Source organism: Flavobacterium sp. N2820 (assembly GCF_025947285.1).
Classification (GTDB): domain Bacteria; phylum Bacteroidota; class Bacteroidia; order Flavobacteriales; family Flavobacteriaceae; genus Flavobacterium.
Map to the genome: position 1 here is coordinate 1,357,818 of NZ_CP110008.1, position 19,128 is coordinate 1,376,945.

Annotated in this window: 22 protein-coding genes; 11 read left to right on the plus strand and 11 right to left on the minus strand. The window is 31.4% G+C overall.

Features of this window, described 5'->3' with window-relative positions; genetic code table 11:
- The first annotated feature begins 103 nt into the window (after window positions 1-103).
- Genes OLM52_RS06495 through OLM52_RS06510 form a run of 4 tightly spaced genes read left to right on the plus strand, consistent with a single transcriptional unit; the run spans window position 104 to window position 2,967 of the window.
- Window positions 104-919, plus strand: coding sequence for a 2,3,4,5-tetrahydropyridine-2,6-dicarboxylate N-succinyltransferase (locus OLM52_RS06495; RefSeq protein WP_264550321.1), 816 nt, complete (start codon window positions 104-106; stop codon window positions 917-919).
- A gap of 15 nt (window positions 920-934) precedes the next feature.
- Window positions 935-2,002, plus strand: coding sequence for a glycosyltransferase family 9 protein (locus tag OLM52_RS06500; protein ID WP_264550322.1), 1,068 nt, complete (start codon window positions 935-937; stop codon window positions 2,000-2,002).
- Window positions 1,999-2,376, plus strand: a complete 378-nt coding sequence (locus OLM52_RS06505) for a hypothetical protein (protein ID WP_264550323.1) — start codon at window positions 1,999-2,001, stop codon at window positions 2,374-2,376. Before OLM52_RS06500 ends, OLM52_RS06505 begins: the two co-directional genes overlap by 4 nt.
- Before the next feature lie 9 nt (window positions 2,377-2,385).
- Window positions 2,386-2,967, plus strand: coding sequence for a LicD family protein (locus OLM52_RS06510; protein WP_264550324.1), 582 nt, complete (start codon window positions 2,386-2,388; stop codon window positions 2,965-2,967).
- On the opposite strand, the gene OLM52_RS06515 is transcribed toward OLM52_RS06510, so the two are convergent.
- Complete coding sequence (locus tag OLM52_RS06515; RefSeq protein WP_264550325.1) at window positions 2,964-3,593, minus strand: adenylyltransferase/cytidyltransferase family protein; 630 nt, start codon at window positions 3,591-3,593, stop codon at window positions 2,964-2,966. The genes OLM52_RS06510 and OLM52_RS06515 overlap by 4 nt on opposite strands.
- Window positions 3,594-3,728: 135 nt before the next feature.
- On the opposite strand from OLM52_RS06515, the gene OLM52_RS06520 reads away from it, so the two are divergent.
- Both OLM52_RS06520 and OLM52_RS06525 read left to right on the plus strand, forming a co-directional pair.
- Window positions 3,729-4,409, plus strand: coding sequence for a phosphocholine cytidylyltransferase family protein (locus OLM52_RS06520; protein ID WP_264550326.1), 681 nt, complete (start codon window positions 3,729-3,731; stop codon window positions 4,407-4,409).
- A 2-nt stretch (window positions 4,410-4,411) separates the two neighbouring features.
- On the plus strand, window positions 4,412-5,449 hold the full coding sequence (locus tag OLM52_RS06525; protein WP_264550327.1) for a CDP-glycerol glycerophosphotransferase family protein: 1,038 nt from the start codon (window positions 4,412-4,414) through the stop codon (window positions 5,447-5,449).
- Here the strand turns inward: OLM52_RS06525 and OLM52_RS06530 are convergent.
- Together OLM52_RS06530 and OLM52_RS06535 are read right to left on the minus strand one after the other, a co-directional pair.
- Window positions 5,444-6,256: a glycosyltransferase family 2 protein gene (locus OLM52_RS06530; protein WP_264550328.1), complete on the minus strand. Its 813-nt coding sequence runs from the start codon at window positions 6,254-6,256 to the stop codon at window positions 5,444-5,446. The genes OLM52_RS06525 and OLM52_RS06530 overlap by 6 nt on opposite strands.
- Window positions 6,257-6,280: 24 nt before the next feature.
- Window positions 6,281-7,045 carry a lipopolysaccharide kinase InaA family protein gene (locus OLM52_RS06535; protein ID WP_264550329.1) on the minus strand — a complete coding sequence of 255 codons (765 nt, stop codon included), beginning with the start codon at window positions 7,043-7,045 and terminating at the stop codon, window positions 6,281-6,283.
- An 83-nt stretch (window positions 7,046-7,128) separates the two neighbouring features.
- On the opposite strand from OLM52_RS06535, the gene OLM52_RS06540 reads away from it, so the two are divergent.
- The 5 genes from OLM52_RS06540 to OLM52_RS06560 all read left to right on the plus strand — a co-directional run bounded on the left by OLM52_RS06540 (window position 7,129) and on the right by OLM52_RS06560 (window position 12,007).
- On the plus strand, window positions 7,129-8,022 hold the full coding sequence (locus tag OLM52_RS06540) for a polysaccharide pyruvyl transferase family protein (RefSeq protein WP_264550330.1): 894 nt from the start codon (window positions 7,129-7,131) through the stop codon (window positions 8,020-8,022).
- A 1-nt stretch (window position 8,023) separates the two neighbouring features.
- Window positions 8,024-8,590 carry an L-threonylcarbamoyladenylate synthase gene (locus OLM52_RS06545; protein ID WP_264550331.1) on the plus strand — a complete coding sequence of 189 codons (567 nt, stop codon included), beginning with the start codon at window positions 8,024-8,026 and terminating at the stop codon, window positions 8,588-8,590.
- Window positions 8,591-8,682: 92 nt separating this feature from the next.
- Window positions 8,683-10,098, plus strand: a complete 1,416-nt coding sequence (locus OLM52_RS06550) for a CCA tRNA nucleotidyltransferase (protein ID WP_264550332.1) — start codon at window positions 8,683-8,685, stop codon at window positions 10,096-10,098.
- Between the two features lie 74 nt (window positions 10,099-10,172).
- Complete coding sequence (locus OLM52_RS06555) at window positions 10,173-11,192, plus strand: COX15/CtaA family protein (protein WP_264550333.1); 1,020 nt, start codon at window positions 10,173-10,175, stop codon at window positions 11,190-11,192.
- Between the two features lie 44 nt (window positions 11,193-11,236).
- A complete protein-coding gene (locus tag OLM52_RS06560) occupies window positions 11,237-12,007 on the plus strand; it encodes a CDP-alcohol phosphatidyltransferase family protein (protein ID WP_264550334.1) in 771 nt (256 codons plus the stop codon).
- A 60-nt stretch (window positions 12,008-12,067) separates the two neighbouring features.
- On the opposite strand, the gene OLM52_RS06565 is transcribed toward OLM52_RS06560, so the two are convergent.
- The 8 genes from OLM52_RS06565 to OLM52_RS06600 all read right to left on the minus strand — a co-directional run bounded on the left by OLM52_RS06565 (window position 12,068) and on the right by OLM52_RS06600 (window position 19,018).
- Window positions 12,068-12,661 carry a thioredoxin family protein gene (locus OLM52_RS06565; protein ID WP_264550335.1) on the minus strand — a complete coding sequence of 198 codons (594 nt, stop codon included), beginning with the start codon at window positions 12,659-12,661 and terminating at the stop codon, window positions 12,068-12,070.
- A 97-nt stretch (window positions 12,662-12,758) separates the two neighbouring features.
- Window positions 12,759-13,247, minus strand: a complete 489-nt coding sequence (locus tag OLM52_RS06570; protein WP_264550336.1) for a TlpA family protein disulfide reductase — start codon at window positions 13,245-13,247, stop codon at window positions 12,759-12,761.
- Window positions 13,248-13,309: 62 nt separating this feature from the next.
- A complete protein-coding gene (locus OLM52_RS06575; RefSeq protein WP_264550337.1) occupies window positions 13,310-14,062 on the minus strand; it encodes a LytR/AlgR family response regulator transcription factor in 753 nt (250 codons plus the stop codon).
- 65 nt (window positions 14,063-14,127) lie between these two features.
- On the minus strand, window positions 14,128-14,466 hold the full coding sequence (locus OLM52_RS06580; protein ID WP_264550338.1) for a 2TM domain-containing protein: 339 nt from the start codon (window positions 14,464-14,466) through the stop codon (window positions 14,128-14,130).
- Window positions 14,457-14,756 carry a 2TM domain-containing protein gene (locus tag OLM52_RS06585; protein ID WP_264550339.1) on the minus strand — a complete coding sequence of 100 codons (300 nt, stop codon included), beginning with the start codon at window positions 14,754-14,756 and terminating at the stop codon, window positions 14,457-14,459. Before OLM52_RS06585 ends, OLM52_RS06580 begins: the two co-directional genes overlap by 10 nt.
- A 2-nt stretch (window positions 14,757-14,758) precedes the next feature.
- The gene (locus OLM52_RS06590; RefSeq protein ID WP_264550340.1) at window positions 14,759-16,099 is read right to left on the minus strand and encodes a 2TM domain-containing protein; all 1,341 of its coding nucleotides are present in this window, start codon (window positions 16,097-16,099) and stop codon (window positions 14,759-14,761) included.
- Between the two features lie 8 nt (window positions 16,100-16,107).
- A complete protein-coding gene (locus tag OLM52_RS06595; protein ID WP_264550341.1) occupies window positions 16,108-16,728 on the minus strand; it encodes a hypothetical protein in 621 nt (206 codons plus the stop codon).
- A 151-nt stretch (window positions 16,729-16,879) separates the two neighbouring features.
- Window positions 16,880-19,018: a TonB-dependent receptor gene (locus tag OLM52_RS06600; RefSeq protein WP_264550342.1), complete on the minus strand. Its 2,139-nt coding sequence runs from the start codon at window positions 19,016-19,018 to the stop codon at window positions 16,880-16,882.
- Window positions 19,019-19,128 lie beyond the last annotated feature (110 nt).

A 19,128-nucleotide genomic window follows, 5' to 3' on the forward strand; every position in this document is an offset into this window, starting at 1 on the left:
GTTCGTTTTTTTGTGACATCTGTAAAATTAATGTATTTTTCTCTAATCAAAAACAATTCCAAAATTGAGAAAATACTATCTTTGCTACACAAATTTTATAACAATGACCAATTTACAATCTACAATAGAACAAGCATGGGAAAATCGTGCTTTATTACAAGAAGAAACTACGCAAAAAGCCATTAGAGAAGTTATCGAATTATTAGATAGCGGAAAACTTCGTGTAGCTGAACCAGTTGAAAAGGGCTGGCAAGTAAACGAATGGGTAAAAAAAGCGGTGGTAATGTATTTCCCTATTCAAAAAATGGAGACTTGGGAATCGGGTATTTTTGAATACCATGATAAAATGTTGTTGAAACGCAATTATGCAGAAAAAGGAATTCGTGTAGTTCCAAATGCGGTGGCAAGATATGGTGCTTACATTTCGAGTGGTGTAATTTTAATGCCAAGTTATGTAAACATTGGTGCTTATGTAGATGAGGGCACTATGGTTGATACTTGGGCAACTGTGGGAAGTTGTGCGCAAATTGGAAAACATGTTCATCTTTCTGGTGGTGTTGGAATTGGTGGTGTTTTAGAACCCTTACAAGCGGCACCCGTAATTATTGAAGATGGTGCTTTTATTGGTTCAAGATGCATTGTTGTAGAAGGAGTTCACGTAGGAAAAGAAGCGGTTTTAGGTGCAAACGTTTGCTTGACAGGTTCTACAAAAATTATTGATGTTACAGGTGATGAACCTATTGAATATAAAGGAGTGGTTCCAGCTCGTTCGGTAGTGATTCCAGGAAGTTATACAAAGAAATTCCCTGCTGGCGATTATCAAGTACCTTGTGCAATCATCATTGGTCAAAGAAAACCTTCAACCGATTTGAAAACATCTTTAAATGATGCTTTGAGAGAATATAATGTAGCGGTATAATTAATTTAAGCGTAGATGAAGATACTTGTAGTCCAGCAAAAAATGATTGGTGACGTGCTGATTAGTTCTATGATTTGTGAAAATCTAAAGAAAGAATACCCTGATGCCCAAGTGGATTATTTAGTAAATTCATTTACAACTCCTGTTATAGAAAACAATCCGTTTATCGATAATGTAATTCTCTTTGAAGATAAATTTAGAGCGAATTACATTTCTTTTTTAAAGTTTTTACTGCAAATTAGACATGAAAAATATGATGTTGTAATAGATCCGTATGCCAAATTAGAAAGCAGCTTGATTACCCTTTTTTCTGGTGCCTCAAAAAGAATTGGTTACCTTAATAAAGGATTAGGAATTGCCTATAATCAAAAAGAAAAACACCATAATAAACCCAAATCTTATTATGGTTTAGCTATAGAAAGAAGAATTAATCTGTTTGAAAAATTAATCAAAAAAAAATCTATTGATCCTTTTCCAAAATTGCATTTATTAGAGACTGAAAAAGCAGAAATGATTCCCGTTTTCAAACAACACGGAATTGATTTAACTTCTGAAAAAGTAATCATGATTAGTATTTTGGGAAGTGAAGTAAGCAAAACATATCCTGAAGATTACATGGTGAAATTGATTGATTTTGTAGCAGAAAATTATGCTGTAAAAATTCTTTTTAATTACACCCCAAAGCAACACAAAGAAGCACTTTCAATCTACAATAAATGCCTTGAAAAAACAAAACAAAGTATTGTTCTTGATCTAATTGGTAGCGATTTGCGTTCATTTATCAAAATAATGCACCATTGCTCACTGATTATTGGGAATGATGGTGGTGCCGTTAATATTGCAAAAGCCTTAAAAAAACCATCGTTCACAATTTTTTCACCTTGGATAAAAAAGGAAAGTTGGAGTATTTTTGATGATGGAATCATTAATAAAGCAGTTCATTTAAACGATTACCAACCGGAACTTTTTAAAGAGAAGAAAAGAAAAGAATTTCATGAAAATTATGCGTTTTATTATGATGCTTTTCAACCCGAATTTTTTATGAAAGAATTGGATGTATTCTTAAAAAACAATCTCAAATGAAAACCATTTTAGTCGATGCATGGAATACTTTTGTAACTGAAGAAGGAATTAATTTAGACTTGAAAAAGTTGCTTGATTCTTATCCAAATAACAAAATCATTTTAACCAATGCTACTGAAGAAGAACTCGTTAAATTTGGTATTGTAAATATGCCTTATCCTGTTTTTTCTTTAGCACACAATCCGAACAAAACGGATGCAAATTACTTTGTAAAAATGCTACAGCATTTCAATTTAAAATCAGAGGATGTTGTTTATTTTGAACACAATGTGGACGCCGTTACTTCAGCAAAATCGATAGGAATTTCAACTTTTCATTATAACAAACTAGAAAAATTAGATTATCTAACTACCTTTCTAAATTCAAACTTATAAAACCTCATTATGTACGATATTACGCTTGAAGGAAAAAACATGCTTGTTGCTGAACGAATGCTTGAAAACATTGCTAAGATATTTAATTCATGCAACATTGAATATTGGATTGAAGGTGGAACACTTTTAGGAATAAGAAGAGAAAATCGTTTGTTACCATGGGATAATGATATCGATTTTTCGGTAAAATCGACACAAACTGAAAAATTAGAAGGTTTTATAGGTGCTCTGAAAAAAGCGGGCTATAGAGTTAAAACAAGACATTTTGAGGTGTCTAATGATTTTTTTAAAGCGGGTACTTTACGCATGATAAAAATTCGCGAAAAACGATTTTTTGGCTTATTAAAAGGAAAAGTTTGTGCTGATATTTTTATCAAATATCCTATCGAAGATAAACACTATTGGGAAATTGCCAATAAAACAAAGTTTGTTCCTTCCAAATTTTATGAAAACTTTGGAACCATTTCTTTCAAAGAATTTGATTACAGCACACCTGAATTAACAAACGAATATTTAACGTATCGTTACGGTAACTGGCAAACACCAGTAAAAGATTGGAATACAGCAACAGATGATAAAGCCTTAGCTTAGGACTTATTGTCTAATTTTAGCGTTTGCTTTAAAATAGTACTACTCACATTTTCAGTATATGCAAAATATTCCACTGGACAAGAAGTTGCTGGAAATCTTCCTTTCCAATCATCACCTACTGAAATGGCGTCAATTTGGTATTCTTCTACCACTTTTTGCTTGTTTTTATCTACTTGCGGAATTACTTCATCTACATACTTAATGGCTTTCACTACATTAATTCGTTCATGAAATGGAATAACAGGTAATCTCCCTTTTTCTTTTTCGATTAATTCATCTGTAGAAACACCAACGATAAGATAATCACACAGTTCTTTGGTTTTTTTCAAAATATTCAAATGACCATAATGAAAGATGTCAAAACAACCTGAAGTATACATTCTTCTATATTTTTTAGGTGTTTGTACTTCTTTAACTTTGATTTCGTAGGTTTTGAAATTACTAATTTCTATGGTATAATTAGCCTTTTTAAATGCCTCATTTAACTCCGTTAGAATTGCAATTAGTTCGTCATCATTTCCCGTAATTTTACTAATTAATAAAAAATCAAATGTTACTGTAGAATCTGATTTTACAGACCAATTAGGATATTTTGAGATAAACTTTTCGACAAATACTGCTTCCATAAATGAATTAAAATTTCACATTTTATAACTTGACAAATTTAGACAAAGATTTGAGTTATAAAATCAAAAAAAATACTTTTCGTAAATAAAAAATAAAGTTACCTTTGAAATTCGTTTTTTAAAACCAAAAAAAATATGAAAATAGTAATTCTCGCGGCTGGAATTGGCTCAAGATTAGGAAATCCATTTCCAAAACCATTAACGCCTTTGAAAAATGGCAAGAGTATTATGGAAACACAAATTGACAACATTTCGTCAAAATATGATATTGATGATATTAATGTTGTTATTGGTTTTAAAAAAGATTTAATTATGGAACGTTTTCCAGAATTAACCTACATATACAATCCTTTTTTTGACCAAACCAATACATCAAAAAGTTTAGTAAGAGCTTTAAAAAAATACAGAAAAAGTAGTGTTTTATGGTTTAATGGCGATGTTGTTTTTGATGGAAAACTACTCGATATTTTAAATCCTTACATCGAATCTAACACTTCATTTGTTGCGGTAAACACCAGTAAAGTAGCCGATGAAGAAGTAAAATACACTTTAAAAGATGGTTTTATTGCGGAATTGTCTAAAACGGTAAAAAATGGTTTAGGAGAAGCCGTAGGAATCAACTTCATCTCTTCTAATGATATTCAAGCTTTTATTAATCGTTTAGAGGAATGTGATGTGAATGATTATTTTGAAAGAGGATTAGAATTAGCTATTGAAAAAGACAATATTAAAATTCAAGCCGTTGATATTTCAAAATACAATTGTATGGAAATTGATTTTGTTGAAGATTTAGAAAACGTAAACAAATTATTCTAATCATGAAGTGTGTCTTGTTTTGTCAAAATAATTATGCTTTTGGGATTTTAGAACCCATTAAAACGTATTTAACTGATAACGGGCACGAATATATTTGGTATGTAAATCCAAAAATCATTCAAGATTATCCTTATACAAACGAGCCTCATACTAGTTCTATTGGAGCATTAATGTCGTATCAAAGTGATGCTATTTTTGTACCTGGAAATGAAGTGCCGCATTATTTACGTGGTGTAAAAGTTCAGGTTTTTCATGGCTTAGCAGGTGAAAAAAAAGGGCATTTTAGAATACGTCATTATTTTGATTTATATTTAACACAAGGACCCTTTTTTACCAAAAAATTTATTGCATTCAAAAACAAATACAAAGATTTTGAAGTCATTGAAACTGGTTGGCCTAAACTAGATGTTTACGGAACTCAAAAAGCTAAATACGAAGCAGAGAAACAAACACTTTTACTGCAAAATAATGCGACAAAAGTATTGCTTTATGCACCTACATTTTCCCCAAAACTAACTTCGGCACCTCATTTAGTTGATCAAATCAAGGCCTTAGCAACCCATCATCCGGATTATCTAATTTTATTAAAATTTCATCCGTTGATGGCTGAAAATTGGTTAGAAGTGTATCGAAAATTAGCGCAAGAAACACCCAATATTATTTTCGAAACCGAAAAAAACATTATTAAGTTTCTTTTGATGGCAGATGTGATGATAAGTGATACTTCATCTGTTATTTATGAATTTTTATTATTAGACAAACCCGTCATTACTTTTAAAAATATTTCAGAAAATATTGTTTGGGAAAACAGTTTTGACTACCACCAATTAGGACAATTAGTAGCACGAAACTTAACAGATGATCCATTTGCGAAAACGAGACAAGAAATCTATAATAACTATCATCCATACAATGATGGAAAATCGGCAGAGCGGATGGTAAAAGCAGTAGAAGATTATATCAAAAGAAATGGTGTGCCAAAAAAGCGGAAATTATCTTTATTTAGAAGGTATAAAATCAATAAAATGTTTAAACTATAATTTTTCGATTCCGTTTTTGATTTTGATGATGTTGTGCTTGCTATTGTAATTTCTAATTTCAAGGTTTTTATTCCATTCTTCCTGACTAAAATAGCCTCTTTCATGGTCTAAATGAATACAAATTGCTGCGTATCGAATTTGTTTGGATAAAATCCCTAAATTAAATAAACGTTCCCCTAATTCTCTATCCAAACCACCGTATTTCATGTCTTCATTAAAACCGTTTACGGCTAATAAATCCTTTTTAAAACAAGAGGTATTGTGCCCATTGAATGTTTTTTTTGTTGGTGTTATCCAATTCATAAAACTTGCAAAAAGACTAATTTTAGTTAGTTTAGACAATTTAAAACTGATTTTGAGACCGTTTTGAATTAACCAAAAAACAGAAAAAGACTCTTGTTTTTTAATATTTTCTGCTGTAATCAACTTTGAAACCGCCATGGGCAATTTGAAATACCCACCCGAAAGAAAATAGCCTTCTTCTTTGTGTTTTAAATGTTGCGCAACAAAATCTTTTCTTGGAATACAATCACCATCAGTAAAAAGCAAATAATCGGTATTGGTTTTTAGAATGGCTTTATTCAATATTTTGCATTTTTGAAAACCTGCATCAGGTTGCCAAACATGTATGATTGAATGCTTAAATTTAGATGAAAAAGAAGCAATAACTTCTTGTGTTTTTTCAGTCGAACCATCATCTGCAATTACTACTTCAAAATCCTTCTCGGTTTGGTTGCAGTAACCTTCGAGAACTTTTGCAAGCCATTCTTCCGAATTGTAAGTAGTAATAATAACAGATACTTTCATCTAATGAATTAAAAAGTGAAAATACTACTTTTTCCAGAACTTTAATTTCTTTTTTAGTCTTTTTTTTCTGTAAAACTGATGTTGAAATTCTTGTGTAGCTTTCCACATGGCATTGAAAACCATTTCTTTATTTTCTCCAGACAATTTTGCATACTCATCACTCATAATCGCAATGATATCCTCGCTTGAAGTTAATTTAGAAAAATTTTTCATGCGTTCTTCAAAAGTTAACTTCTTATCAAAATTAGTTCTATTTAAGTCTACCAAATAAAAAGCATATTGTCCATTCCCTAAATCTTTGATTAAAGTATTACCTGTAGAATGGTCAATAAATTCAATATTGGCTTGGTGTAATTTATAAGTGAACGCAACAAATTGTCTTAAAACAGTTTCTTTTTTTACTTCATCTTCCATTTTCAATAGTTCTCGGTATCTAAAATCGCTCTTTAGAAACTCGCTAACATAGTAACTATCGTTTAATCCTAAACCATCAAAATTTTCATAGTAAGCAATTGGTTTTGGTGTTCCTATTCCTTTTTCTAATAACAATTTTGCATATTCAAAAGAACGCTTTGCTTTACTTTTCCGAAAATATGTATACATTATTTTATTAAAAAGATGCGGTTTTTTGAACGCTTTAATACAAATTGTACTGTCTTGTAAATCAAAAATCTTGATGCTATTTCTATTTCCTTCATAAATAAAAGTTCCTAAATTGTAGTAGTTAATAACACAATTTTCGATAACTTCTTTTTTTGTAATGTATTCGGGATTAAAAGTACTTTTCATAATGCGAAAATAAAACAATGTTGGCTATTTACCTTCAAATATAAAATAATTTATAGTTTTGTAGTATTAAAAAAAAATCATTCATGAATATCTTCAAATCCATAAAACGAAATTTAAATAAACGTAGTGTTATAAATTCTGTTTTAGAAGCCACCCAAGAAAATAAGGATGTAGTAAATATTCATAGAATCGACAAAAAAAATATTGGCGATTTTTACTGTGCGCCGCATCATTATTTTGATGTTTTAAAAGGTAAAAGTCTAGATATTTTTGATTATAAGAGTGAAGACAAAGCGATACGAACACATTTTATTAATGAAATTTCAGAACATTCTTTAATTATAGGTGGTGGCGGTTTATTGAATCGTGATGGTTTTGTGATGCAAATGAAAATGTTCGAAAAACTGACCGATAAAGGAAAAAAAATAGTTCTTTGGGGCGTTGGTCATAATGAAAAATCGCCAAAAACTTATGGTAAAGTTTCAAAATACAATATAGACATTAATAAATTTGGATTGGTTGGAACGAGAGATTACAACATGCCAGGCGAATATGTACCTTGTGTGAGTTGTATGCATCCTATTTTTGATCAAAAATTTGAAGTCAAAAATGAAGTTGGGGTTGTTTTTCATAAAGACACACTGAAGAAAGAAGATATTACGAAAAAGTATCAAAATTTTGCCACCTCATCTAACACTACTAATTTAGAAGATTTAATTGAATTCATTGGCAGTTCAGAAAACATCATTACCGATAGTTATCATACAATGTATTGGGCAATGCTAATGGAAAAGAAAGTTATTGCAATACCTAATTCTTCAAAATTTTATGATTTTAAACACCAACCTATCATTTCAACTTTTGATGATGCACTAAATTATCTCAATAAAGGAACAACTTATGATGGTCTTTTGACAGAATGTAGAGAAAGTAATCTTAAATTTGCAGAAAAAGCATTCAATTATTTAAATCTTTAAAATGGATATCAATACCGAAGTACACAACGCATACGAAGTAATCAAAAACGGAGGAATAATACTTTACCCAACTGATACTGTATGGGGAATTGGCTGTGATGCTACTAATGAAGAAGCGGTAAAAAAAATCTATGCTTTAAAACAACGTGAAGAAAGCAAAAGTATGATTGTTTTAATGAATGGAGAACGCATGATGTACACTGTTTTCAAAGACATTCCTGAAGTAGCATGGCAAATTTTAGATTTATCGGAACGACCAACGACTTTAATTTTAGATAAACCTCGAAATGTTGCCAAAAATATTATTGCTGAAGACAACACGTTAGGGGTTAGAATCGTTACCGAACCTTTTTGCTTTAAATTGATGGAACGTATGAAAAAACCATTGGTTTCTACATCCGCAAATATATCGGGAATGTTTACTCCAAAAACTTTTAAAGAAATTAGTCCCGAAATTATAAAAGGTGTGGACTATGTAGTAAATTTGCAGCACGATAAAGTTTGCAAAAATCCTTCTACAATTATTAAATTAGGTTTAGATAGCCAAGTAAAAGTGATTCGCAAATAAATGTGCCAATATTTCGATTTGTCAATTAGCCAATAATGTTGTTTGCTATGAGATTGGCACATTGACTAATTGTCAAATTGACTAATTAAAAAATGAATTACACACAACATTTAGAACATAACATCTTCAAAATCATTTCGCAAGCAGCTCAAGAACTCCACTTAGAATGTTACGTAATTGGTGGTTTTGTACGCGATATTTTACTTGAACGAGACCATAAAAAAGACATTGATATTGTTGCTGTTGGCAGTGGTATTGAACTGGCTTTAAAAGTTTCAGAATTGATTCCATTTCATCCAAAAGTACAAGTTTTTAAAAACTATGGAACAGCAATGTTGCGCTATGATGACATTGATGTAGAATTTGTGGGTGCTCGAAAAGAATCGTACACTCACGATAGCCGAAATCCTTTAGTAGAAAACGGCACGCTAAAAGATGACCAAGAACGAAGAGATTTCACTATAAATGCTTTGGCTTTTTCATTGAATACTAAAAATTTTGGTGAATTAGTAGATCCATTTAATGGTGTGGAAGATTTAAAAAACAAAATCATCAAAACACCTTTAAGTCCAGACATTACGTATTCAGATGATCCGTTGCGCATGATGCGTGCAATTCGTTTTGCCACGCAACTAAATTTTGAGATTGAATCTGAATCATTAAAAGCTATCACAAAAAATAAAGACCGAATCAATATTATCTCAGGCGAACGAATTGTGGATGAAATGCACAAAATTTTGGCTTCTGAAAAACCTTCGATTGGATTTTTACATTTGTATCAAACGGGCTTATTAGACCTCATTTTACCTGAATTGACCGCTTTGAATAATGTTGAAGAAGTAGAAGGTCATACGCACAAAAACAATTTTTATCACACGTTAGAAGTAGTAGATAATATTTGTCCAAATACGGATGACGTTTGGTTACGCTGGTCGGCATTATTACATGATATTGGCAAAGCTCCAACGAAAAGATTCAACAAAAAACAAGGTTGGACGTTTCATGGACATGAATTTTTAGGTGGAAAAATGGTCAAAAAAATATTTGAACGTTTGCACATGCCTTTGAATCATAAAATGAAATTTGTTCAAAAAATGGTCATGATGAGTTCGCGTCCTATTGTAATTGCAGAAGATATTGTTACCGATAGCGCTGTTCGTCGATTGGTTTTTGATGCAGGTGAAGATATCGATAGTTTGATGACCTTATGTAAAGCAGACATCACCACAAAAAATCCAAAGAAATTCCAGAAATACCATAAGAACTTCGACATTGTTAAACAGAAAATTGTGGAAGTGGAAGAAAAAGACCGCGTTCGTGTGTTTCAACCACCTATTTCGGGCGAAGAAATCATGGAATTATTTGGTTTAAAACCTTGTAGAGAAATAGGGATTTTGAAAGAAGCGGTTAAAGAAGCCATTTTAGAGGGTGACATCCCTAATGAATATGAACCTGCGAAAGAATTTATTTTAAAAAGAGCAGAAAAATTAGGATTGAAAAAAGTATAAAATTTATAATCTGTTAAAGCACTTTTCAAATGAGCATTACGTAAATTTGGGGTGCTTTTTGAATATCAAGAAAAATGAAAACAAATAAATCGGTTATTTACTGGCTACTTTCGGGATGTGTTTTGTTATTTATCATGGTAACTGTTGGTGGAATTACGCGCCTAACCAACTCAGGTTTATCGATGACCGATTGGCATTTAATCAATGATACCTTTCCTCCAATGAGTGAAGAAAAATGGGCTGAAGCTTTTGAAGAATACAAGAAATTCCCAGAATATCAAAAAGTAAATCAATATAAAGACTTTCAATTAGACGATTACAAATTCATCTTCTTTTGGGAATGGTTTCACCGTTTTATTGGTCGCATTATTGGTATTGTTTTTATTATTCCTTTTGTTTATTTCTTAATCAAAAAGCAATTGGATGCAGCAACCATTAAAAAATGTTTCATTCTTTTAGGGATGGGCGCTTTTCAAGGATTTTTAGGTTGGTTTATGGTGGCAAGCGGTTTAAAAGATATGCCCGATGTGAGCCATTTTAGATTAGCGATTCACTTAACGTTTGCTTTTATAACGTTTGCTTACACACTTTGGGTAGCTTTAGATTTAATTTATCCTGAACGAAAATTACCGGTTGTAGAATTGAGAAAAATTGCCCGAATTGCCTTGGTAATTCTAATTATCCAAATTATTTATGGCGGATTTGTTGCCGGATTAAATGCCGGATTAATTCACAATCATTGGCCATTAATGAGCGACGGACAATTCTTCCATGAAAGCATTCAACTAGAACAATCGAATTTACTTTTATCATTCACAGAAGGAAAAAGCGGCGTACAGTTTATTCATAGAACTTTTGCTTATGTAGTAGTATTTTCAATTCTCTATTTGTTTATAAAAAGTAGAAAATTTATATTAGATAAAACGCAAGATAACGGAGTTAAAACGTTACTGGTTTTTGTCTTCATTCAGTTTTTATTAGGGATTTTCACCTTGCTATTCCATGTGCCACTTTGGTTAGGATTAGCACATCAAATAATGGCGTTCTTTTTATTGACTGCAATGACATTTTCTTTGCATCGATTTTCAAAATAAATAATTCCGACTATATTGTCACAGTTCTTTGTTATTAACTTTAAATGTCAAAATTAAATGCTTCTGATAAATTTTTAGACTTATCAGACTACGGAAGGTCTTTTGGAAGATTTTTCGCTCTTCAACTTAAAGAAACAAGGTTTACACCAATCCATGTAACACTGCTATTTGGGTTTTCTGGCTTACTTGCTATATATTGTATTTTAAATCAATTCTATTTAGCTGCTGGCTTTTTTATTATTTTAAAATCGGGAATTGATGCCGCTGATGGCGAATTAGCCCGACTAAAAAACACCCCTTCTTATGTAGGAAGATATTTAGACAGTGTATTTGATATTATTTTGAATTTTCTTTTTATCATGTCCATTTGTTATGTTTCTAAAACTTCTATTTGGATGGCATTATTAGCTTTTGTAAGCATTCAACTCCAAGGTACTTTGTATAACTATTACTATGTGATTTTGAGAAATAAATCAGTTGGTGGTGATGCAACTAGTAAAATTTTTGAATATAAAACTCCAAGAGCTCTTCCTGGAGAAACCCAAAAAGCAGTTACTATTTTATTTAAAATTTACACCATTGTTTATGGCGTATTTGACAAAATAATTCATCTTTTAGATGCTGAAGCTTATAAAGTTAAATCGTTTCCAAATTGGTTTATGACTACACTTTCGCTTTACGGATTAGGCTTTCAATTGTTAATAATTGCGTTCATGCTGCCTATAGGATGGATTGAATTAATTGCTCCTTTCTTTATCATTTATTCGCTATTGATTTTTGTGCTTATTGGCATCCGAAAAAACATAATTCGATAGCTTTAAAACAAAAAAGAGTGAAACATAACATTTCACTCTTTCTAATATTTTAATCAAAATTTATTTTTTTACTTTAATAGAACAACCAATTGCTTTGGTAGTATTTGGTGTTGGTTCTTCGCCATTTTCTAAAGCTGCAATTGCATTTTCTAAATATTTTTCTTTTACTTGAGCAGCATCCTCTACATTATCATCTATAGATCCAATATATTTTACCACTAAATTCTTATCTAATAAAAATACGTGAGGTGTTTTTGTAGCACCATATTGAGGATAAATTTTCTGACCTTCATCAAACAAATAAGGAAATGAAAACTTCTTTTCTTTAGCACGCTCTTGCATTAATTCAAAACTATCTTCAGGTTGTGCTGCAGGATCATTTGGATTGATTGCCAATAAAATATACCCTTTTGATTTGTATTTCTTAGCTAAATCAATAATTCTGTCTTCATACTTAACAGCAAACGGACAATGATTACAAGTAAACACCACGATAAATCCTTTCGCATCTTTATAATCGGCCATGCTGTACATTTTATTGTCAACCGATTTTAATTTAAAATCTGTTGCCTTATCTCCTACTTTGTATCCCGTAGGATTGGTAAAACTCATTAAAAAGCCCATTAGTAAGGCTAAAAATCCAACTCTTTTCATATGTATAAAATTTATTTGTTATCGGTCATATCTGTTATCGTCATTTTTTAATGGTGTTTGCTAAGACAAACTTGTTTAAGTGACGATTTCATAGTAATTAATTTATTTTTATTAGTGATTCGTTTACAAATTGATTTAATTCTTCGTACGAGGCAAATTCTTGTTCTACAAAAATTCCTTTATTTCCATTGATAATCCATGTAGCAGGAATAGAACCCGACCAATTTTCATCCACTTTAGAAATCCAATTATTAAAATTTTTATCTGCCATGTAAGTTGTTACAAACGAATAATTCTTCTTTTTTAAAAACGGTTTCAATTTACTTTCAACTTGTTTGTCGAAATCTAAACTTACAGTAACGATTTTGATATTTTGATTTTTTTGGTGCAACTCTTCAAAATAAGGCAATTCTTTTACACAAGGAGCACACCAAGTTGCCCAAAAGTTAATTACCAAAGGTTTTTCGTTATTCTTTTGAATGTAAGCATTCAATTCTTCAAAATTTCGGAACGTAATTAAGTCTTGCGCCTTCGCAGAAAAACTCCAAAAGAAAATCGCTAACGCTATAAAACGAAAATATCTCATCTACTTTTTTATCAAAAATAGTGAGATATTTATTTTATTTGGTGTTAATTAACAATTCTTTATCAACCAATCCACTCTTTAAAATCACTCACGCGTTCTCTAGCGACAATAACCTCATCGTCTTTGTATGTAGGAAGAATAATTTTTAATCTCGAATTAGAATAGACTTGAATTTCTTTAACCGCTTTCAACGGAACTATGAATTTTCGGCTTACACGATAAAAGTCTTTTGGATTAATTTCGGTTTCTAAAACTTCTAAAGTCGCATCAATTAAATAATCGCGATTGTCTAAAGTATGTATATACGTTCCTTTGTTTTCGCTATAAAAACATTCAACTTCATCAATAGAAATTACTTTTAATTGTTGCCCAATTTTTACAGAAAATCGCTTTTTGTATTCTTTTGCCACCGGATTGACCAACATGCGTTTAATGGCTTCAAAATCTAATGAAAAGTTTTGCACTTGCGTTCTAACTTTGAATTTATTGATGGCTACTTCCAATTCATCTTCATCTATTGGTTTTAGTAAATAATCAATACTATTTAATTTGAAAGCGCGCAAAGCATACTCATCATAAGCTGTTGTAAAAATGACGGCGCTTTTAATATCAATTTTCTCAAAAATCTCAAACGATAGACCATCAGATAATTGAATGTCTAAAAAAATCAAATCAGGATGTGCGTTGTTTTGAAACCAAGTAATTGATTCTTCCACAGAATGCAACATGGTATTCACTTGCAAACCTAATTTTTCTACCTTTCGTTGCAATAAACGTGCTGCTGGTTTTTCGTCTTCGATAATGATAATATTCATTGTTATTTTGTTTCAAGTTTAAGGTTTCAGGTTCTTGTGTTGTAAACTGTGACTGAAAACTGCGACTAATTTTCCCATTTATTTGCTTTTTCTTTCTCCATGAATTCCTTAATCTTACGATTTTCCCAGTTTTGCCCCATAATCCAATTGGGCATAAAAACCGAAAGTCCGTGAGCTACTAAACCAATTCCCCAGAAGAAAGCGGTGAAAAAATTATGCCATTGAAAATAACTTTCTCCTTCTTTTAAATCTTGAATATTGATAATCACAATCATTACATTGATTATGAAATAAACAATTGCATGTGTGTAAAAGCCTTTAATTTTTTTTACTCGTTTTAAAGCTTCTTGGTATTTTATTTCGTCTTGAGGTGTCATGTCTTTATAATTTAAAATTATTCCCATTTAGTGTTTTTTTCTTTTTCCATTATTTCCTTAATCTTTTTATCATCCCAGTCTTTTCCAAAAAACGGAATAATATTAAAAACGCCAATTGCATGAAAAAACAAACCTGTTCCCCAGCCCAACATAGGCCAATAAAACCAAATGTGTTTAGATGAAAAATATAAGTTAATGAATATTAAAATTGGAATTACTACCACATAACTTGCTAAATGTCCATAGAATCCTTTTAATTCTTTTACTCGTTTTTTTGCTTTATTGTATTTTTCTATATCCAGTTGATTTGGTTCCATAACTATTTCCAATTTTTAGAATTATTGTTTTCTTTGTTCATTAATTCATTGATTTTGCGCTCTTCCCATGATTTACCGTAGCCAAAAGTTTCTAAAGCGTGGAACGTTAATCCCATTCCCCAACCTAACATAGGAAACCAAAACCACTGGAAATCTGAAGTGTTAACATTAATCAAAATCAAAACCGGAATTACGATGCAATACGAAATTAAATTGCCATAAAACCCTTTTAATTGTTCCACTTTTTCTTTTGCACGTTGATACGCTACATTTTCATTGTATATATTTTGTGTTTCCATAATTGTAACTTGTTTGGTTAAAATAGGTAGAAAAATTTTGAATTCTTGTTCGTTTTCTTCTACCAAAACATTTCTTTTTGTTAATATGGCATACCGATTAACTATGTTTTGTAATCCTACACCTTTACGATCTGATAAAACTTCTTTCTTTTGTAGATTATTTGCTACGACCAACTGATTATTATCGATACTAATTTTTACATGAAGCGGTTTTGCTTCGCTAGCTACATTATGCTTGATGCAGTTTTCTAACAATAATTGTAGTGATAACGGAACTACTTTGGCTTCTTCATTATCAAAACCTTCGGGAATTTCAAATGTGATGCTATTTTCAAATCGCATTTTCAGCAAATTCATATAGGTTTTGGCAAAGGTTAATTCTTCTGCTACCGAAACCAATTCTTTGTCTTTTTGCTCCAAAACATAGCGATATACTTTTGAAAGTGAAGTCGTAAATTTTTGAGCACTTTCAGGATTTTCTTCGATTAACGAACTTAATACATTCAAACTATTAAACAAAAAATGCGGATCGATTTGATTTTTTAAACTTTCAAACTGTGCCGAAGCCGTTCCTGCGATGATTTTTTGTTCTTTTACTTTATTTTCTTGATACGCTTTGTAAAAGTAAATCGCATGAATGGCCAAGGTGACAACAAACGTTATTACAACAGAAACAATGTAATTTGAAGGTTTTTCATTTGCTAAAAACAGTTGAATTGTTTGCCCTTCAATTAATACATCTTCTACAATTCGTAAAATAAAAATGACAATTACTGATGCGAGAAATGAAAGAGCAAATCCTTGGACAATTCTTTTTCTTGAAAATCTGTCTGTTTGATAAACATCATCTAGCTTTACAAAAATGATGGCATTTGCATAATAAAGTGTGAATCCATAAAGCGCTGTGTAGAAAAATTGCCAAGCTAACCCTTCATTAAATCCAACGGAACCTCCAGATAGTAATTTTATAATTATTAAAACTACAAATACAATCAACATTATAAAGGTTGCTCTCGGAAATTCTTTTAGTAACTTATTAATCATTTTTAATATTATTTACATTTTTCAAACTCAGCTTGTGCTCTTTCTAATCCCCAACTTGGATGCAAAGCGGTTTCAGGTTTAAAAGTAGCAAAAAGTTCGATTGCTTTTTCAATTTGAGCACACATTGGTTTCGTATCTTGTCCAAAATATTGTGCCATACCAATTTCAAATGATGCTTTTTGAAATACAACTCTCGGATTTTCAGGAGCAATTTTGTACGCTTTATTCAAAATATACAGCACATCTCCCGATAATTTTTGTCCGTTTGTCATTGGATCATAAACAATTGAAGCGGTATGAATCATAGATTGCATTACTAAAACTTCTGGGTTGTCCATTGCTAAATCGTTACAAACGTCTTGTGCTTTTTGAGCCGCTTCAATTAACGATAACATCTTCGTTTTGTCTTGTTCACCAAAAGCTTGCGTGGTGTTTATTAATGCGATATAATAATTGGGTAACCAATTTGTTTTTTCAACTGAAGCAATTCGTTCTAATTGCGCAACTGCATCTGCAGGTTTTCCTTGGTTCCAGGTTTGCAATGCTTTTCCCATTCCTTGTTCAAATTGTCCTTGAGCACTTACTAATGAAGCTACAAATAATGCGATGATAGTGATAATTTTTGTCATGATATTTTCTGTTTATGATTTAATTATTAATTTTTGATGATTCAAATTTCCGCCAGATTTTAATCTTTTAAAACTTATACTTACCGAACTGTTGATTTTTAATGATGAATTGTAGTTTTAATTAATAATTTAGTTTATTCCGTCATCCAGCCTATAAATTATCCAAATTATTCGTCTTCTTATTATCGCTAATGGTCCAAAAGAAACCCACAAAAATGAATCGATCGGCAGCTTGCGTAATGGATTGACGTTGAAATTCTCCCGAAATAGTTGGCGCATTGGCATATTGATAACCAAATACATTTTCGGTTCCTAAGACATTGGTTACTGAGAAAAATAATATTTTTTGTTGCGATAACAAATATGCCCAACTAAAGCTTAAATTATTAAATGATTTTGTTTTTTCAGACATAAATTCAGTGCCATTTGGATTATCATATGGTCTTCCTGAATTAAAAGAATAAGTCGTACTAAGTTGAGATTTCCATTTACTCACAAAATACTTAGTAACCAATGAAAAATTATGATTTGCAACAAATGAAGGCGTAACTTGTGTTTCATAATTTCTAAAATCGCGTTCCGAATCGATAAACGAATACGAAATCCAATACTCTAAATTCTTGATGGTTTTGCTGTCTCTCCAAAACAAATCCAAACCTTTTGCATAACCGAAACCTTCATTATTGTAATTACTGTCAAAATTGGCTTGTGTTCCATCGTATTTTACCAAGTTTTTATAATCCTTAAAATACGCTTCCGCACGAAACATTCTTCCTTGTTTGTTGTACATATAATTCAAAATGTAGTGCGACGTTGTTTCATAATCTAAATTAGAGTTGAACTTCAAATAATCTTGTTTTGCGGTTTGGTTGAAATTTCCGTAGGCCATTGAAAACTGACTATTTTCAGCCACTTTGTATGCAAAAGAAACCCTTGGCTCCACTGTGAATTCATCAACAATCGAAGCATTTGAAGTACGTAATCCAATAGTAAAAGCTACTTTTCTTGACAATAAAACTTCCGCTTCAGTGAAAAATGCAATGGAATTATTTTGATAGCCATACCCAAAAACATTGAAATTTTCATCAAAATTTGTGTGAAACAAATCGGTGCCAACACTCAGTTTGAATCGGTTTGAGAATGAATTTCTTAGTTTGAATTTGGTATGCAATGTTCGTTCATTATTCGCAACTTTGTCCGCTGAAATTCCGATTTTATTTTGTGCATAACCATAACTAAATCCCGTTTGAAGTTGTAAATTATCATTCAAATAACCTTTATACGAAGTATTGAAATAGAAGTTATTGTTTTGTAAATCAATACGAATCTTCTCATCAAAATTTACATCTTTCTGATTCAAATCGAAGGTAGAATAATCGAAAGCTCCGTAGACTTTTAAAATGCCGTTTTTAAATTTATATCGAAAAACACTTTCTCCAGCTAAAGTTTCATAAGGCTTATTCCAATCTAAATTTTGCGGAACAACCAATTGATAGGGCGTCAAATTGATGTAACTAGTATTAAATGTAAACGAACTTTTCTCCCATTTTTTTGTTTTCCCTAATCCAACTCCAACTGTCATAATTGAAATATCTGTTTGATTTTGAGTGGGTTCATCAATAGTATTTAGCAACAAAACACTCGATAAAGCATCGCCAAATTCCGCACTATAACCTCCTGTAGAAAATGTGATTCCGCTAAACAAAAAAGGCGAAAACCTACCTCTTGTTGGCACATTGTTGGCACTTGCTCCATAAGGTTGCCCAACGCGAATTCCGTCTACATACGTTTGGGTTTCGTCTGCTTCTCCACCGCGAACAAATAATCTTCCATTTTCACCAACCGTTTGTGTTCCTGGTAAAGTTTCTAATGCCGATATAATGTTTCCTGCAGAACCAGCTGTTGTTACAATATCCATCGCTTTAAGAGCTGTTACTTTACTATTATCACCTGCTTTGAAAGTTCCTGCAGTAACTTCCACTGCATTTAGGGTGTTAAGACTTTCTTTAATCGTAAAGACTTTTGATTGAAATTTCTCAACCACAAATTCATGAATTATCGTTTCATACGACAAAAAACTAATTTGCAATTTCTGATTTCCTGAAGCCGTTGTTGTGAAACTAAAATTTCCCTTTTCGTCGGAAGTAGTTCCATCATAAGTACCAATTACAAAAACATTGGCACCCGAAAATGGCATTCCTTGTTCATCAATAATTTGTCCTTTGATATCGGTTTGCCCAAATGAAATTAATGAAGTGAATACGATTAAAAAAGTTAGGATTGTTTTCATTTTAGTTGATTTTGATGAAGCAAAGTTGCAACTGAAAAATCAGGTTTAAAAGATAATATAACCCAATTGTCATTTTTTAAGGATGAATTGTAACTCAAATGATTTTAATT

Excerpts from the sequence above, each read along its gene's own strand:
- OLM52_RS06555 (WP_264550333.1), top strand. The coding sequence starts at position 10,173 with ATGAAAACAAATAAATCGGTTATTTACTGGCTACTTTCGGGATGTGTT.
- OLM52_RS06535 (WP_264550329.1), bottom strand. The coding sequence starts at position 7,045 with ATGAAAAGTACTTTTAATCCCGAATACATTACAAAAAAAGAAGTTATC.
- OLM52_RS06550 (WP_264550332.1), top strand. The coding sequence starts at position 8,683 with ATGAATTACACACAACATTTAGAACATAACATCTTCAAAATCATTTCG.
- OLM52_RS06570 (WP_264550336.1), bottom strand. The coding sequence starts at position 13,247 with ATGAGATATTTTCGTTTTATAGCGTTAGCGATTTTCTTTTGGAGTTTT.
- OLM52_RS06545 (WP_264550331.1), top strand. The coding sequence starts at position 8,024 with ATGGATATCAATACCGAAGTACACAACGCATACGAAGTAATCAAAAAC.
- OLM52_RS06585 (WP_264550339.1), bottom strand. The coding sequence starts at position 14,756 with ATGGAACCAAATCAACTGGATATAGAAAAATACAATAAAGCAAAAAAA.
- OLM52_RS06565 (WP_264550335.1), bottom strand. The coding sequence starts at position 12,661 with ATGAAAAGAGTTGGATTTTTAGCCTTACTAATGGGCTTTTTAATGAGT.
- OLM52_RS06575 (WP_264550337.1), bottom strand. The coding sequence starts at position 14,062 with ATGAATATTATCATTATCGAAGACGAAAAACCAGCAGCACGTTTATTG.
- OLM52_RS06530 (WP_264550328.1), bottom strand. The coding sequence starts at position 6,256 with ATGAAAGTATCTGTTATTATTACTACTTACAATTCGGAAGAATGGCTT.
- OLM52_RS06515 (WP_264550325.1), bottom strand. The coding sequence starts at position 3,593 with ATGGAAGCAGTATTTGTCGAAAAGTTTATCTCAAAATATCCTAATTGG.
- OLM52_RS06510 (WP_264550324.1), top strand. The coding sequence starts at position 2,386 with ATGTACGATATTACGCTTGAAGGAAAAAACATGCTTGTTGCTGAACGA.
- OLM52_RS06500 (WP_264550322.1), top strand. The coding sequence starts at position 935 with ATGAAGATACTTGTAGTCCAGCAAAAAATGATTGGTGACGTGCTGATT.
- OLM52_RS06520 (WP_264550326.1), top strand. The coding sequence starts at position 3,729 with ATGAAAATAGTAATTCTCGCGGCTGGAATTGGCTCAAGATTAGGAAAT.
- OLM52_RS06600 (WP_264550342.1), bottom strand. The coding sequence starts at position 19,018 with ATGAAAACAATCCTAACTTTTTTAATCGTATTCACTTCATTAATTTCA.
- OLM52_RS06590 (WP_264550340.1), bottom strand. The coding sequence starts at position 16,099 with ATGATTAATAAGTTACTAAAAGAATTTCCGAGAGCAACCTTTATAATG.
- OLM52_RS06505 (WP_264550323.1), top strand. The coding sequence starts at position 1,999 with ATGAAAACCATTTTAGTCGATGCATGGAATACTTTTGTAACTGAAGAA.
- OLM52_RS06560 (WP_264550334.1), top strand. The coding sequence starts at position 11,237 with ATGTCAAAATTAAATGCTTCTGATAAATTTTTAGACTTATCAGACTAC.
- OLM52_RS06495 (WP_264550321.1), top strand. The coding sequence starts at position 104 with ATGACCAATTTACAATCTACAATAGAACAAGCATGGGAAAATCGTGCT.
- OLM52_RS06580 (WP_264550338.1), bottom strand. The coding sequence starts at position 14,466 with ATGGGAATAATTTTAAATTATAAAGACATGACACCTCAAGACGAAATA.
- OLM52_RS06525 (WP_264550327.1), top strand. The coding sequence starts at position 4,412 with ATGAAGTGTGTCTTGTTTTGTCAAAATAATTATGCTTTTGGGATTTTA.
- OLM52_RS06540 (WP_264550330.1), top strand. The coding sequence starts at position 7,129 with ATGAATATCTTCAAATCCATAAAACGAAATTTAAATAAACGTAGTGTT.
- OLM52_RS06595 (WP_264550341.1), bottom strand. The coding sequence starts at position 16,728 with ATGACAAAAATTATCACTATCATCGCATTATTTGTAGCTTCATTAGTA.